Source organism: Allobosea sp. NPDC055332 (assembly GCF_053645455.1).
Map to the genome: position 1 here is coordinate 138,482 of NZ_JBSHMO010000007.1, position 14,381 is coordinate 152,862.

Sequence of the window (14,381 nt, forward strand, 5' to 3'; positions counted from 1 at the left end):
GATGACGCGTGCCGCCTCACCGCTGCCAAGCCCGAGCACCCGCCTCGGAGACTGGTTCGACCTGTCGACGCCGGGCCAGATCAGACTCAGGACGGGCAAGGTCGAGCTCGGCCAGCGCATCCTCACCGCCCTGCTCCAGATCGCGGCCGAGGAACTCGATCTCGACCTGGCGAAGATGGGTGCCCTGTCGGGCGACACCGACCTCTCGCCTTTCGAGGCGGGCACCGTCGGCAGCATGTCGATCGAGACGTCCGGGCCCTTGGTGCGTGCTGCGGCTGCCGAGTTGAGGAAGCGGCTGGTCGAGGCGGCGTCGATGCGGGCACAGTCTCCGGACGTCGTCCTGCAGGATGGCGCCTTTCTCCTCGGCGGAGCGCCGCTGCCGGACACAATCTGGAGCGTCTTGGCCGATGTCGATCTCAACGCGCGGATCGACGGCAGCGCTCCGGTCAAGCCGCGTGACCGCTACACGGTCGTCGGCACGAGCGTGCCCGCCCTGGGATCGCGGGAGAAACTCGCCGGGGCCGCGTTCATCCACGACATCCAGCTGCCCGGCATGCTGCACGGCCGCGTCTTGCGGAAGCCGCACCCGAGCGCACGCCTGGAGCATTTCGATGCTGAGCTGATCAGGCGCCGCCCAGGCGTCGTCGCGGTCGTGGTGGAAAGGGATTTCGTCGGCGTGCTGGCGTCGAGCGAGCATCATCTCGACAAGGCGATGGAGAAGGCAGCCGGTGCGGCTACGTGGACGTTGCCCGAATCCGTGCCTCCGGAGGCCCAGCTCGACATCCTGCGCGGCCTCGCTTGCGTCGAAACGCTGGTACGCAACGATCTCCCCTCCGAAACCGGAGAAACTCCGGAGCTGATCGAGGCGACCTTCACCAAACCGCTGATCGGCCATGGCTCGATCGGGCCGTCCTGCGGCCTCGCCATCGTTCATGACGATCGCGCCGAGCTGTGGAGCCATTCCCAGACGGTGTTTGCATTGCGCGACCAGGCAGCACGTGTGCTCGGCCGCGATGTCGAGCAGGTCAGGGTCCGTCACGTACCCGGAGCCGGCTGTTATGGGCATAATGGGGCGGATGACGCTGCGATGGATGCGCTGCTCCTGGCGCGCTCTGTCCCTGGGCGTCCGGTGCGCGTGCAATGGTCGCGGCAGGACGAGCTCAGATGCGAGCCGTTCGGCTCGCCGATGAGTGTGCGTGTCGCAGCCTCTGTCAGTGATGGTCGCATCGTCCGCTGGGAATTCGAGACGCGTTCCGGGACGCATATCCAGCGACCCGGGTGGAATGGCGGCATCAACCTGCTCGGACCGGCAGCGATCTCGCCGGACTGGCAGCCGACGGAGCAGCGCGATCTGCCCGTTCACAATGGCGGGACGAAGAACGCGGTGGCGCTCTACGATTTCTCCCAGCGCGTCGCCCACCAGTTCGTGCCGGGATTGCCCTTTCGGCTGTCGGCGCTGCGCTCGCTCGGAGCGTTCGCCAACGTCTTCGCCGTCGAAAGCATGATGGATCGATTGGCTGCGGTTTCGGGCATCGACCCGATCGCATTCCGCCTGGCCCATCTGTCGGATCCGCGCGGCCGGGCCGTGATCGAGCGTGCGGCGACCATCTCCGCCTGGAACGAACCGGTGCCGGATGGCTATGGGCGCGGCATCGGCTTCGCACGCTTCAAGAACACCGGCAGCTACTGCGCGGTCGTAGCGCTCATCGAGGTCGAGGAGCATATCGTGCTGCGTGGCCTATGGAGCGTCGTCGACGCGGGCCTCGCGATCAATCCTGCCGGCATCGTCGCTCAGATCGAAGGCGGCATCATTCAGGCCGCGAGCTGGGCTCTCAAGGAAGCGGTTCCGACCGAAGGCGGCACGCCCACGGCCGAAAGCTGGCGTGACTATCCGATCCTCGGCTTCGCCGACATTCCGGATATCGAGGTCGAGATCATCTCGGATCCGCGAAATGAACCGACCGGAGTGGGCGAGATCGCGCTGGGACCGACGGCCGGCGCGATCGGAAATGCGGTTGCCGCGGCGCTGGGAGCCCGCATTTTTGACCTGCCGATGACGCGTGATCGCGTCATCGCTACGCTGATGGGCTAGCCGGCGTCATAGTCGACAGTCGGAGGGATCACCCTGCCGCAAGCCTTCGCTAAAGGGCGCCGTCCGTCCGATCCGGCGCGACAGCCGGACCGCTTCCATCATCCGCCGCGGATGCCTGCTTCCGGACAGCCAACCAGGGTCCCCTCATGGTGCGCGTTAGCATCCGCAAGCACCGACCGCCCAGGTCATGGTTCAGAATTTGGCCGCCTGCCGGCCCCCTCGAGCATGCTTCGATGGGGACAGCCCCTCGAAAGCGAGCGAGGCGGCGCCCAACAGCCCCGCCGTGTTGCCGAGCTCGGCGATGCGAATATCGACTTTTGCCGCCAGAGACGGCCAGACATAGGCCGGCAGCAGCAGGCGAAGCCGGCGCGTCAAAGCTTCGCCCGCACCCGACACGCCGCCGCCGAGCACGATCGCTTCGAGCATCAGTGCATTGATGAGGGCACCCGCCGCCTGGGCGATGCCGCGGCAGGTCGCATCGATGGCCGCTTCCGCTGCCGCGTCCCCAGCCTCAGCTTGCTCGAACAGCTGTCGCACCGAGACAGCTGCAGCGCCAGCCTGACGTGCGTAGGCCTGCAGCATGGCTGGCGCCGAGGAGCATGCTTCGAGTGAGAGCTGTTCCCCCGCATCGTCGCTGCCGACGACGATCGCACCCAGTTCGGGCGGATGGCCGTTTCGGCCGATGATCGGTTGGCCATCGATAATGACAGCGCCTCCGACCCCCGTCCCGATCGTGATCAGGACGAAACGATTCAACCTTCGGCCGGCGCCATATCTGACCTCGCCCAGCGCGGCGGCGACTCCATCATTACCGAACCAGACCGGCAGGCCGAGGCGCTGTTCGAGAGCCTGCGTGATCGAGCCGTCACGCAGCGCCGGAACATTGCCGCCGCCGTCGATGACGACGCCGCTGTCAGGCGCAGCGAAGCCCGGCATTGCGACTGCCAGGGCGTCGGCTCGAGTACCTGCCATCACATCTTCATAGAGGCGAGCCAGGCGCTCGCAGAGCGCCGCGAAGGATAGATCGCGCTCGAACGGCACCTCTCCCTGCTTCAGCAGGGTGCCGTTCTGGGTCACCAGCCCGTATTTGACGGCAGTACCGCCGATGTCGAAGGCGAAGGCGGTCTTCATGGCAGGCGGTCGATCTTGATGCCGAGCTTCTTGGACAACCCCGGAAAACGCATCAGATGCGGCGGAATCCCGCGCCGCGCCGCCATCGCCTGCGCCAGCCGCTGCACCGGGATGATCGCGGCGAGCGCATCATAGGGCGGCGGGAGCGAGGCCAGCCGTAGCCAGTCGAACGGCGTCGGCTCATTGGTCAGGTTGAGGACCAGGATGCGGACGCCGAGGGCAACCATCACGCCGGCGGCATGGGCTGCGAGTCTGCACTCGGCTGCGTCCGCCGCGATCATCACGCACAGGCTTCTCGCCGTCAGCCCGTGCAGGCGGCCATGCATCGCTTCCTCGGTTGGAAAAGCCGCGGCCGGCACGCCAGTCATCTCCGCGAGCTTGAGCGAGGCTTCGAGCGCCGTGCCGACGTGACGGCCCTCGCCAGTGAAGAGCAGCCCGTCGACCGTGTCCAACTCCGCCGCCAGCGCAAAGGCAGGCGGTGTTGCCGTGTCGATCAGAGAAGCGATCGTCGCTTCGGCGACATCCTGGCCAGCCTGTCCGGCGAGCGCCGCAGCAAGCTCGGCGAGCGCAGCGAGCGAGCCGCCATAGCCCTTGGTCTTCGGACCGACCGGCTCGGACCCGATCGGCATGACGATCCTGGTCGTCGCCACCTGGCCGATAGGGCTTTCGGCCTCGGCGGTGATGGTGAGGGTGGTGAGCCGGCTGTCCTGCGCGCACCTGACCGCCGCGACCGTGGTCTCGCTGGTCCCGGTTTGCGACAGCGCGACGACCAGCGCCTCTTTATCGAGCTTGGGCTCGCGCTGCAGGAAAGCGCCCGGGTTCAGCACCTCGACGAAGGCGCCGCCGGCCTCCAGCTCGGGCTTCGCCACCATCAGGGCGTTGAGCGACGTGCCCGAGCCGACGAGGACGATGTGCTTGGCTCGCGGCAAAGCGAGCTCGCGGAAGCGCTGGCGCACGGCGGCGATCGTCGCCGGTACGATTTGCGCCTGTGCCCGGATGAAGCCGTCGATGATGCTCTCGTCGACCATGGTCATCCCTTCACCGCGCCGATCGTCAGGCCGCGCACGAGATGGCGCTGGAAGAACAGCATGAACAGCAGGATCGGCAGCATGATCCCGATCGCACCGGCAGCCGAGAGCGACCAATAATTCAGGTCCTCGCCGCCATATTCGGCGATCGCGACCGGCAGCGTCTTGGTGTTGCTGCCGGTCAGGATCAACGCGAACAGGAATTCGTTATAGGCGAGCAGCAGGCTGAACAGGGAGGTGACGACGATGCCCGGCTTGGCCAGCGGCAGGATCACCTTGGTGAAGGTCGTCCAGGCATTGCAGCCGTCGATCGTCGCGGCTTCGTCGAGTTCGCGCGGAATCTCCAGGAAGAATGAGCGCATCAGCCAGACGGTGAAAGGCTGGTTGATCGCCACCATCGCCGCGATCATCGCCGGATAAGTATCGATCATCGAGAGCGAGCGCGCCACGATGAAGAACGGGATCAAGAGCAGGATATGCGGGAACATCCGCATCACCAGCAGCCCCATCAGATAGGAGCGAGCCATCCGGCTCTCCAACCGCGACAGGCCGTAGGCTGCGAGCGTGCCGAGCGGCACCGAGATGAAGACGGTGCCGAGCGCGATGATCGAACTGTTCAGGAAGAACTCGACGAAGCGGCGCTCGACCCAGATCTCGTAGTGAAAGCGAAAGGTCGGCTCGAAGAACAGCTTCGGCGGGATGGCGAAGGCATCGGCCGGCTGCTTGATCGAGATCAGCACCGCCCAGATGATCGGCGTCAGGCTGAACAGCGAAAACAGCGACAGGAGGAAGACGACCAGCGGCTGGTCGAGCAAACGGCGCATCAGAACGCCCCCCGCTCGCGCCGATACATCAGCGAAATGATCATCAGCGTCAGCCCGGTGACGATCAGCATGGTCAGGACGCCCAGCGTCGAGGCGCGGCCGAGGTCGAGCTGCTTGAAGGCCATGGCGTAGGTGTACATGGTCAGCGTCTCGGTCGCGGTGCCGGGGCCGCCGCCGGTCAGCACATAGATGCTGTCGAAGGTGCGGAAGGAATCCATAAGCCGGATCGCCAGCACGAACAGGATCTGCGGGCGTAGCGAGGGCAGGATGATGTGCCAGACCAGGCGCGGGCCGGAGGCGCCGTCGATCTTGCCGGCTTCGAGCAGAGCCTCGTCCATGCCCTGCAGACCGGCATAGAGGATCAGCATGACGAAGGGCGTGAACTGCCAGACATCGGCGACGATGATGGTGACGAAGGCCCAGATCGGCGAGCCCAGCCAGTCCGGCGGGAAGATGTCGAAGGAAGCGATGACCGCGTCGGCCAAGCCCCAGCGCGCAGCGAAGATCCAGCGCAGGAACAGCGCCGCGACCACCGGCGTGATCAGATAGGGCACGAAGATCAGGGTCGAGAAGATGCGCGCCCCGCGCGTCAGCTTGTAGAGCCCGAGCGCGAGCAGCAGGCCGAGCGCGAACTCGATCGCGAGCGACGAGGCGACCAGGATCACCGTCGTCCTGAGCGAGGCCCAGACACGGTCCTGGCCGAGCAAGGCGAGATAGTTCTCGGCGCCGACGAAGCGCGGTTGCGCCTGGCCGATATGGTAGTCGAAGAAGCTGAGGTAAACGGCGTAGAGCACCGGGTAGAGCTGCACGCCGAGCACGATGAGTGCGCTCGGCACGACGAACAGCCAGAGCGATATTTCGCGGGGGTAGGCCCGCGCCGACGACGACGCCATCAATCCATGCCTTGTTGGAGCGGCCCGGTTCAGGCCCGGACCGTTCCGGGAGCTATAATGCTCACTTGTAGACGCCGCGGCGCGTCAGGAATTCCTCGGCCTCCTTGGCACCGGTGTCGAGCGCCTCCTTGACCGGCATCTCGCCGGTGACGGCCTGCAGGACACGACGCGTCACCGTCTCGCTGACTTCCTTGAACTCGGCGAATTTCGGGAAGATCGCGCCCTTATCCAGTGCCGGGACCAGCACGCTGTAATAGCGGAAGCGCTGGCGCAGCTCCGGATCCTCCAGCACCGAGACGCGCGTCGGACAGGCGAGGCTCGCGCCCTCGCGCTGGTTCGCCGGCGACAAAGTGGCGGCAAGCAGGCGGAACAGCGTGTCCTTGTTGCGCGAGGAGAACTTGGAGATGGCGAAGGTGTCGGCGACGACGACCTGGCCGCCGCGCGGCGGCGGCGCCCAATTGATCTTGCCGATCACCTTGGACTGGTCCTGGCGGTCCATGGCGGCAGTGCGCGTCAGCCACTGCATGCCCATGGCGGCGGCGCCCTGCTGGAACAGGATGGTCGATTCGTCATTGCCGTTGGCGGTGTAGCCGCGCGGAGCGAAGCGCGTCAGCGACTTCATCGTCTCGATCGCCGCGATGCCCTTCGGGCTGTTGAACACCGGCTTCTTGTTGGCGTCGAACCAGCCGTCGCCGAGCGCATTCAAATACCAGTGCCCCTCGTTGAGGACGCCGTCGCCCTTGAGCGTCATCACCGTGCCCGCGACGGAGGGCGAATTCAGCGCACCGGCGGCAGCGATGTACTCCTCGAACGAGGTCGGCGGCTTCAGGCCCCTGGCCTCGAACAGATCCTGTCGATAGGCCATGAGCTGGGTATTGGTCAGCACCGGCAGCCCATAGACCTTGCCGCCGAACGAGGCCGAGCTCATGGCCGTCTTGGCGAAGTCGTCGAGCTTGTACTCGTCCCTGTGCTTGGCGATGTACTCGTCGAGCGGCTCTAGCCAGCCATTCTGGGCGAAGTTGGCGATCGTCAGATCGTTGCCGAGCATGATGTCGATCGAGTCGGCACCGGACGACAGCGTGATCGTCTGCAACTCCTTCAATGGCGCATTCGGCATCAGGTCGGCGGTGACCTTCACGTTCGGCAGCGCGCTCTGGAGCTTCTTCACGTAGAATTCCAGCGCCGGATAGCGCTCGCCGACGAAGCGGACGTTCATCTCCTGCGCCCGTGCGCCGAAGCCATAGGCCGTTGCCGCCATCGTGCCGGCCGCGCCCAGAACCGTCCGGCGGGACAAGCCTGTCTTGGATTCGCCCTGCTGCGTCATGGTCTGTTCCCCGCTGTTCTCGGGCGGTCTTTCGCCGCCACCCGATTTATTCCAATGAAGTGATTTAATCAGAGAGCACTTCGACTGGCAAGCGCCCGGGTGTAGGCAGAGGCTATGACTCAGAGGCAGAGATGAAGCTGTTCGGGGCCAACATGGATCATGCCCGCCGGTTCAACCGGCGGGTCGTGCTGGAGACCGTGCGGCTGCAGGCGCCTCTCTCGCGCGCCGAGATCACCCGCGCCACTGGCCTGGCGCCGCAGACTATCTCCAACATCATCGGCGAGCTCACCGAGGCCGGGCTGGTCCGCAGCGTCAGCCGGCGCAGCGGCGCCCGCGGCCAACCGGCGGTAGACCTCGACATCAACCCGGATGGCGGCTTCACCTTCGGCGTCTCATTCGGCCATGGTGTCCTGCTGGTCATCCTGACCGATGTCGCCGGCACGGTGCGCGATCGCGCTGAGCTCGATCTCGCCTCCGATGCGCCCGAGGCTGTTCTCGACCAGATTGCGGCGACGATTTCGACGATGCTGGAGCGCCAGCAGGTGGCGCGCCAGCGCGTCTGGGGTATCGGCCTCGTCATTCCCGCCCTGTTCCAGGACGACCGGCTCGTTGTGCTCGGCGAGGTCGCGCTGCCCGGATGGAAGGATTTCCCGCTACGCCAGTCGCTGCAGGACAAGCTTGGCCTGCCGGTGCTGCTTGAGAACGATGCCACGGCGGCCGCGATCGGCGAGCGGCTCTACGGTGCTGGCCGTACGCTGACTGACTTCGCCTATATCTATATCGGCGCCGGTATCGGCGGCGGGCTGTTCCTGCGCGGCCAGCCCTATCGCGGTGGCTACGGCAAATCGGGTGAGATCGGCCATCTCGTCATCGACACCGGCGGGCGGCCCTGCCCATGCGGCAATCGCGGCTGCCTCGAACGCTACGCCTCGGTCTCGCTTGCGCTGAAGGCGCTCGGGGACGCTCAAGCGGCGACCGTCCGGCACGGCGACCTCGACCGTATCGCTACGGCGCTCGAAGACGGCGACGCGCGCCTGGTCACCTGGCTCGACGAAGCCGCGGCCAGTCTGCGCCAGGCCGTGGTGATGATCGAGAACATGCTCGACCCGCAGACGGTGATCCTCGGCGGAGTGCTTCCCCGACCGGTGCTGAACGCACTCGTCGCCCGGATCGAGCCGCTTCCGCGCAGCGTCAGCCTCAACAAGGCGGCCGATACGCCGCGCCTGATCGCTGCCGAGATGGGGCCTGATACGCCGGCGCTGGGCGCCGCGACGCTGCCCGTCTTCGACGGCATGACACCGGAGCTGTCGCTTCTGTTCAAGCAGGATGTCGTGGAGCGGATTTGACAGACGGCTGACAGCAATAGCCTTGGCTTGGTTCGCGCGGGCTGTCGCCATCCCGACGCGAGTAAGGCGACACTGGCCCTGGCCTCTTTTTGCCGAATGTCTGCTCTCTGGCACCGAGCTCATGTCAGCTACTGGTGCGGATCCATCATCCGCCAAGGTGGAAGCGGCAACTAGTCGTGCCACGCCGTCACGCAGGCCTCGCGTGCGCAAGCCACTCATCTGCAGCGGAAAACGGTGGCAATTCGAGATTGGAGCGGAAGCTGTCTCCGACATAGTCGTCATCGACCAGGGAGCGGCGACGCAGTTCCGGTAGCAAGCCGTTCAGCAGCAGATCCTCCTGGTCGGGATTGCCCAGCCCGTGCAGCGTGACGACGTCGAGGACGCCGGCACGAAAGCGTTCCTCGATGGCGTCGGCGAGCTGCTCCGGCGTGCCCGCGACCGACCAGTGGCCGGTTTCCTGCGCTTCGATGATGAGCTCCCGCAAGGTCAGCCCTTGCCGGGCATAACGCCGGAAGATCTCCACCCGCCCGCGCCGGCGGTTGATACTTGTGACCTCCGGCAGGAGGGCCTCCGGCACCGGTTCGTCGAGCGGTAGGCCGGAAAGGTCGAGTTCGCCGCCGAGCATGTCGGCGAGTTTCAGGCGCCCCTGCTCATAGTCGATCCGCTCGTGCTTGTCCTTGAGGCGGCGGGCGACATCGGCCTCGGAGGAGCCGATGACCGAGTGGAAGGAGTTCATGATGAAGGGCAGACCGTGCGCGCGCCCGAAGCTGGCGGCGCGGCGGTGAAGCTCGGTCACGAAGGCAATGGCGTCCGCGAGCTTCGGCTGCGAGGTGTAGACCACCTCGGCATAGCGGGCGCCGACAACGACGCCGGCTTCGGATTGTCCGGCCTGGAACTGGACCGGTCGGCCCTGCGGTGAAGGCGGGATATTAATCGGCCCCTGCACGCTGAAATAGCGGCCGCGATGGTCGATGCGGCGGAATTTCGCAGGATCGATCGCGATCGCGCCCGATGCCTTGCGCTGCGCGGCGTCGCGCTCATTCGCATCGTAGAGCGCGTTGACGACCTCGATGAATTCCGCCGCCCGCGCATAGCGTTCTTCCGGGCTGAGCAGCGCTTCGCCGAAATTCTCCTCGCCCACGGACGATGTCACCGCGTTCCAGGCAGCACGGCCGCCGCTGGCATGGTCGAGCGTGCCGATCTGGCGGGCGAGATTATAGGGGTGGTGGAAGGTGGTGGAGAGGGTCGCGACGAGGCCGATCCGCGTCGTGGCCTGGCTGAGCGCCGCGAGCGCGATCAGCGGCTCCTGGATGCCTGCGGTTCCTGCAAGTCCTGCTTGATCGATCTGAAGAAGGTCGGCCGTGAACAGGCCGGTGATCTTCTCGGCTTCCGCCTTCTGCGCGAGCGCGACGGCGCGTTTGGCACCGAGTGCCGGGTCCGTGTCATTGGCTGCGGCGATGACGTTGCTGGCGCCGAACAAGGTCTTGAGACGGCGGGAACGGGGAGCTGCCATGGTGGTGTCCTTGTCGATAGAGGGGCGCGGAGTCTGGGCCATCGGATGCCCGGCGCGCTGATGTCTGGGTGCTGCTCTCAGGCCGCGAGCGAGACGTGCGCTGCCGCCAGCAGCTCGATGGTTCGCAGCCGCCGATTGCCCTCGGTCTCCGGGCAATCGACGACGAATTCGTCGATTCCGAACCGCCGGTGCAGCCGGCTCAGCTCGGCGTGAACCAGCGCGGGCGTTCCGCGGATGACAAGCGCGGTACGTTCCTCGATCCGGTAGCGGCTGGCGCCGACTTGCCGGACATATTCCAGGGCCTGCTCCCTGCTGCCGACATTGACGCCCTGGCCGTTCTCGACCTCCACCCGGAAGCGACGAATGTAGCCGGCGAGGCGGCTGGCTTCGGCCTCGGTCTCGGCCGTCACAACGCCAACCGCCAGCAGGACCGACCGGCCGCCGGCCTCGCGATAGGCCGCGACAGCCCCCGCAATGGCGGTTTCATCGCCGTTGATGTGGCCGGCATAGACGAAATCCCAGCCCAGCCGCGCCGCCAGTCGCGCGCTGTCCGGGCTCGCGCCGAGGAGGAAACGTTCGGCCGATGTCGCAGGTGCGGGATAGGCGGCAAGATAATCGGTCTCCTCCCGCCCTGCCTCGCTCCTCTGGCTATCATCATGGCGCAGGAAACCATCGAGCTCGGTCAGCTGCGTCTCGAATGAGGGCTTCCTCGCAGGATCATGGGCACCCTGGAGGGCCCGGGTCGAAAGCGGCATGCCGCCCGGGGCCTTGCCGATGCCGAGATCGACGCGGCCCGGCGCGAGGGCGGCGAGCAGGTTGAAATTCTCGGCGACCTTGTAGGCGCTGTAGTGCTGCAGCATCACGCCGCCGGAGCCGATCCGGATGCGATTGGTGCGGGCGAGCAGGAAGCCGATCAGCACCTCCGGCGAGGAACTCGCCAGCTTCGGCGCATTGTGATGCTCAGCTACCCAGAAGCGCGCGAAGCCGACTTCCTCTGCCTTTCTGGCGAGCGCGAGCGTGCGCTGCAGCGCCGCGGCGGCGTCGTCGCCGTCATGCAGCGGGCTCTTGTCGAGAAAACTCAGGGCATAAGGCATCCATTCCCCGCGATCATCGGTATGTTGCTTTAATCCATATAATTAGTAGTCTATATCTTCAAGCCGCGATCCCCTGAGGGCGCGCCCGAATTCACGGAGACAAGTCGGTGGCCGATCTCATTGTCCGATCGTCCCTTCTGGATGCGGCGGCACAGCCGCTTCTGGAGGGACTCGTCAGCGAATATGACGGGCGATATGGCGCCGCGAGCCGGCCCGGCGGCGCACGCTCGGAGATCCTGCGCTATCCCGGTGGGGCATTCCTGCCTCCACTTGGCGATTTCCTGCTGTTGCAGCGCGACGGCGAAACCATCGCCGGTGGTGCCTTCATGAGCCATGACGACGACACGGCCGAACTCAAGCGCATCTGGACGAGGCCGGATTTGCGCCGCCAGGGACTGGCCAAGCGTATCGTCCTCGCGCTCGAGGAGAGTGCGGCGGAACTCGGCTATACCCGCGCTTATCTCACCACCGGCTTTCGCCAGCCGGAGGCCTTCGCGCTCTATCTTCTGCTCGGCTATCGCCCGCTCTTCGACACGGGAGCGGAGCTCACCCGTTACCGCTCCCTGCCGTTCGAGAAGCATATCGGCAAGAAAGCCGGGCAGCCCGGCACGTCGCCGGTCTATCCGCCGGCAGGCTCGCTCGAAGAGGCCACCGTCCGCGTGACCGCGGTCAAGGCGCAGCAGGAGGCCGCGATCCTCGCTCGTCTTGCCAGCTTCGGCGTCACCGCGGCCGCCTAGTCATTGGCGGTCCGGCGCCAGCAGTCTCCGCTCCCAGTCGAGACCAAGAAAGCAGACGATGACTCATGACGGCCTGCTGCTCGGCGTCGCGCTCGACGCTGCCGTATCGACGCCTGACGGCCGCTCCGGCCCGGGTCCTTTCTGGAGCTCGCTGATCGCCAGGCTTGATGGTGCGGTCGATTTCGTGACGCTGGAGGATGGCTTTGCCCGAGCCGACGCCGACGGGCCCGATGCCGTGCTCCTCGCCAGCTGGCTCGCGCCGCGCAGCCGGCAGCTCGGCATCATCGTCGGCGCGCCGCTCAACCTCCTCGAGCCCTTCCATGTCTCGACCGGGATCGCCACGCTAGACTATGTCAGCGAGGGCCGGGCCGGGTTGCTGGTGCAGCGGCTCAGTGGCGCGCGGGCTATCGAAGGCCAGCAGGCCATCGGCGTCCTCGACGGCTTTCCCACAGGCGACCGGCAGGCGCTGGACAGGGATGCCGAGGCTGCGATTGAGGTCATCCGCCGGCTTTGGGACAGCTGGGAGGACGGAGCGGTGATCCGCGACCCGGTGAGTCAGCGTTTCCTCGACGGGACGAAGCTGCACTACATCGGTTTCGAAGGTGCCGGTTTCCGGGTCCTGGGCCCATCGATCACACCGCGCCCGCCGCAGGGCCAGCCTCCGGTCGCCCTTGCTTGGGCGGAGGGCGATGACCCGTCCCTGATCCGGCAGGCGGATGTCGTCTTCCTGCCCGCTGGCTCGACCGAGATCGGAAGCGTCATCGCCGATCTGCGCCGCGGTGGCGGGCCGCTCGTCGTCGCGGACCTTGTGCCTTCTCCCGAGGCCCAATCGATCGATGGATTGATCGCTGTTGCTGAACAGGCGGCGGCATTGGGCGCCCGTGGCGTCCGGATCGTCCTCACCGATCCCTCAGTGCAGATCGGCCGCTTCCTGGACGAACTTCTGCCGCGCCTGCGCGAGGTGGGCTTTGCCCGTCAGCCTTCGGAAGGGACGCTGCGCCAACGCTTCAGCTTGCCGGTCGCGGCCAATCGCTACACTGCCGCAGCCTGAGCCAAGGATTCTCGATCCATGTCCAAGAAGCAGATCATCCTCGGCGCGCAGTTCCCGGGCGTAAACAATTTCACGGTCTGGAGCGATCCTGCGGCAGGGAGCCAGATCGACTTCGCCTCCTTCCGCCATTTCGCCGATACGGTGGAACGCGGCAGGTTCGACTTCATCTTCCTGGCCGAGGGTTTGCGGGTCCGCGAGCAGAAGGGCCGCTTCCACGAGCTCGATGTCGCGGGCCGGCCCAACACGCTGGCGATCCTGACGGCGTTGGCGTCGATCACCAGTCATGTCGGCCTGATCGGCACGCTGACGACGACCTTCAACGAGCCCTATCCGCTGGCCCGGCAGCTGGCGACGCTGGACATCCTCTCTGGCGGGCGGTCTGGCTGGAACGTCGTCACCTCGCCCGGAGCCTTCACCGGCGCGAATTTCCGGCGTGGCGACCACCTGCCGTTCCCGCAGCGCTATGAGCGGGCGCGGGAGTTCATCGAGGTTGCGCGGACCATTTGGGCAGGTGGCGATTTCTCCAGCCGCTCCAGGCATTTCGACATCGCCGGCCGCACCGGTCTCGCACCGTTGCCCCAGGGCACGCCCGTCATCGCCCAGGCAGGCGATTCCGCGGAAGGCCGCGAGCTGGCGGCCAGCCATGCCGACCTGATCTATTCCCGCCATGGCACGCTGGAGGCAGGGCAGGCCTTCTATGCCGACGTCAAGAACCGGCTGGCCAGACATGGCCGCAGCCGGGACGCGCTCAAGATCCTGCCAGGAGCCGCCTTCGTCCTCGGCAACACGCAGGAGGAGGCGCAGGAGAACCTGAAGGCGACCCGCCTGCAGCAGGTCAGCCCGCGGAACGCCATCGTCTTCCTGGAGCAGGTCTGGAATCGCGACCTCTCCGGCTATGATCCCGACGGCCCCTTGCCGGCGATCGATCCCGATGTCTCCGCGCAACTGGCCCAGGGCCGTGCGACCCGGTACGATGATCGCCTCGACACGGCGCGGGCCTGGCGCGAGCTCGCCGAGCGCGACGGGCTCAGCATCCGCGAGCTGATCATCAAGGTCACCGCCCGGCAGCAATTCGTCGGCACGCCGGAAGCGGTCGCCAGCGAAATCGACCAATATGTTCAGGCGGATGCAGCCGACGGTTTCGTCTTCGCGCCGTATCTGACGCCGGGTGGTTTCGACGAGTTCGCCGCGAAGGTCATCCCGATCCTTCAGGAGCGCAAGGTGTTACGCCGCGATTATGCGCGTGGCGACCTGCGCACGAATCTCGGACTACCTCCTGCCGTGCCGCTCCCTCAGAAACGGGAAGGCGGGTTGGCCGCGCGCATCGCATCATGAAGTCTTGCGGTCA

Annotated in this window: 12 protein-coding genes; 5 read left to right on the plus strand and 7 right to left on the minus strand. The window is 66.3% G+C overall.

The window, feature by feature from the left end; translation table 11 throughout:
• The first annotated feature begins 1 nt into the window (after position 1).
• On the plus strand, positions 2-2,092 hold the full coding sequence (locus ACWIGM_RS30845) for a xanthine dehydrogenase family protein molybdopterin-binding subunit (RefSeq protein ID WP_454029805.1): 2,091 nt from the start codon (positions 2-4) through the stop codon (positions 2,090-2,092).
• 192 nt (positions 2,093-2,284) lie between these two features.
• Here ACWIGM_RS30845 and ACWIGM_RS30850 read toward each other — a convergent pair whose 3' ends face one another.
• The 5 genes from ACWIGM_RS30850 to ACWIGM_RS30870 all read right to left on the minus strand — a co-directional run bounded on the left by ACWIGM_RS30850 (position 2,285) and on the right by ACWIGM_RS30870 (position 7,292).
• Positions 2,285-3,223 (minus strand): ROK family protein, encoded by a 939-nt coding sequence (locus tag ACWIGM_RS30850; RefSeq protein ID WP_454029806.1) that lies wholly within the window; start codon positions 3,221-3,223, stop codon positions 2,285-2,287.
• Positions 3,220-4,257, minus strand: a complete 1,038-nt coding sequence (locus tag ACWIGM_RS30855; protein ID WP_454029807.1) for an SIS domain-containing protein — start codon at positions 4,255-4,257, stop codon at positions 3,220-3,222. The genes ACWIGM_RS30850 and ACWIGM_RS30855 overlap by 4 nt, the downstream gene beginning before the upstream one ends.
• A complete protein-coding gene (locus ACWIGM_RS30860) occupies positions 4,254-5,075 on the minus strand; it encodes a carbohydrate ABC transporter permease (RefSeq protein ID WP_454029808.1) in 822 nt (273 codons plus the stop codon). Before ACWIGM_RS30860 ends, ACWIGM_RS30855 begins: the two co-directional genes overlap by 4 nt.
• On the minus strand, positions 5,075-5,968 hold the full coding sequence (locus ACWIGM_RS30865) for a carbohydrate ABC transporter permease (protein WP_454029809.1): 894 nt from the start codon (positions 5,966-5,968) through the stop codon (positions 5,075-5,077). The genes ACWIGM_RS30860 and ACWIGM_RS30865 overlap by 1 nt, the downstream gene beginning before the upstream one ends.
• Before the next feature lie 61 nt (positions 5,969-6,029).
• The gene (locus ACWIGM_RS30870) at positions 6,030-7,292 is read right to left on the minus strand and encodes an extracellular solute-binding protein (protein ID WP_454029810.1); all 1,263 of its coding nucleotides are present in this window, start codon (positions 7,290-7,292) and stop codon (positions 6,030-6,032) included.
• 131 nt (positions 7,293-7,423) lie between these two features.
• On the opposite strand from ACWIGM_RS30870, the gene ACWIGM_RS30875 reads away from it, so the two are divergent.
• Positions 7,424-8,638 (plus strand): ROK family transcriptional regulator, encoded by a 1,215-nt coding sequence (locus ACWIGM_RS30875; RefSeq protein ID WP_454029811.1) that lies wholly within the window; start codon positions 7,424-7,426, stop codon positions 8,636-8,638.
• Positions 8,639-8,825: 187 nt separating this feature from the next.
• Here ACWIGM_RS30875 and ACWIGM_RS30880 read toward each other — a convergent pair whose 3' ends face one another.
• Both ACWIGM_RS30880 and ACWIGM_RS30885 read right to left on the minus strand, forming a co-directional pair.
• Positions 8,826-10,151 (minus strand): NtaA/DmoA family FMN-dependent monooxygenase, encoded by a 1,326-nt coding sequence (locus ACWIGM_RS30880; RefSeq protein WP_454029812.1) that lies wholly within the window; start codon positions 10,149-10,151, stop codon positions 8,826-8,828.
• A gap of 77 nt (positions 10,152-10,228) precedes the next feature.
• Complete coding sequence (locus ACWIGM_RS30885; RefSeq protein WP_454029813.1) at positions 10,229-11,245, minus strand: LLM class flavin-dependent oxidoreductase; 1,017 nt, start codon at positions 11,243-11,245, stop codon at positions 10,229-10,231.
• A gap of 107 nt (positions 11,246-11,352) precedes the next feature.
• On the opposite strand from ACWIGM_RS30885, the gene ACWIGM_RS30890 reads away from it, so the two are divergent.
• Genes ACWIGM_RS30890 through ACWIGM_RS30900 form a run of 3 tightly spaced genes read left to right on the plus strand, consistent with a single transcriptional unit; the run spans position 11,353 to position 14,368 of the window.
• Complete coding sequence (locus ACWIGM_RS30890; protein WP_454029814.1) at positions 11,353-11,982, plus strand: GNAT family N-acetyltransferase; 630 nt, start codon at positions 11,353-11,355, stop codon at positions 11,980-11,982.
• 58 nt (positions 11,983-12,040) lie between these two features.
• Entirely contained in the window at positions 12,041-13,033 is a 993-nt protein-coding gene (locus ACWIGM_RS30895; protein WP_454029815.1) for an LLM class flavin-dependent oxidoreductase, read from the plus strand.
• A gap of 18 nt (positions 13,034-13,051) precedes the next feature.
• Positions 13,052-14,368 (plus strand): LLM class flavin-dependent oxidoreductase, encoded by a 1,317-nt coding sequence (locus ACWIGM_RS30900; RefSeq protein WP_454029816.1) that lies wholly within the window; start codon positions 13,052-13,054, stop codon positions 14,366-14,368.
• Positions 14,369-14,381 lie beyond the last annotated feature (13 nt).

Bases quoted from the DNA above. Each gene is read 5' to 3' on its own strand.
- ACWIGM_RS30850 (WP_454029806.1), bottom strand. From the start codon at position 3,223: ATGAAGACCGCCTTCGCCTTCGACATCGGCGGTACTGCCGTCAAATAC.
- ACWIGM_RS30855 (WP_454029807.1), bottom strand. From the start codon at position 4,257: ATGACCATGGTCGACGAGAGCATCATCGACGGCTTCATCCGGGCACAG.
- ACWIGM_RS30865 (WP_454029809.1), bottom strand. From the start codon at position 5,968: ATGGCGTCGTCGTCGGCGCGGGCCTACCCCCGCGAAATATCGCTCTGG.
- ACWIGM_RS30875 (WP_454029811.1), top strand. From the start codon at position 7,424: ATGAAGCTGTTCGGGGCCAACATGGATCATGCCCGCCGGTTCAACCGG.
- ACWIGM_RS30900 (WP_454029816.1), top strand. From the start codon at position 13,052: ATGTCCAAGAAGCAGATCATCCTCGGCGCGCAGTTCCCGGGCGTAAAC.
- ACWIGM_RS30870 (WP_454029810.1), bottom strand. From the start codon at position 7,292: ATGACGCAGCAGGGCGAATCCAAGACAGGCTTGTCCCGCCGGACGGTT.
- ACWIGM_RS30885 (WP_454029813.1), bottom strand. From the start codon at position 11,245: ATGCCTTATGCCCTGAGTTTTCTCGACAAGAGCCCGCTGCATGACGGC.
- ACWIGM_RS30860 (WP_454029808.1), bottom strand. From the start codon at position 5,075: ATGCGCCGTTTGCTCGACCAGCCGCTGGTCGTCTTCCTCCTGTCGCTG.
- ACWIGM_RS30880 (WP_454029812.1), bottom strand. From the start codon at position 10,151: ATGGCAGCTCCCCGTTCCCGCCGTCTCAAGACCTTGTTCGGCGCCAGC.
- ACWIGM_RS30895 (WP_454029815.1), top strand. From the start codon at position 12,041: ATGACTCATGACGGCCTGCTGCTCGGCGTCGCGCTCGACGCTGCCGTA.
- ACWIGM_RS30845 (WP_454029805.1), top strand. From the start codon at position 2: ATGACGCGTGCCGCCTCACCGCTGCCAAGCCCGAGCACCCGCCTCGGA.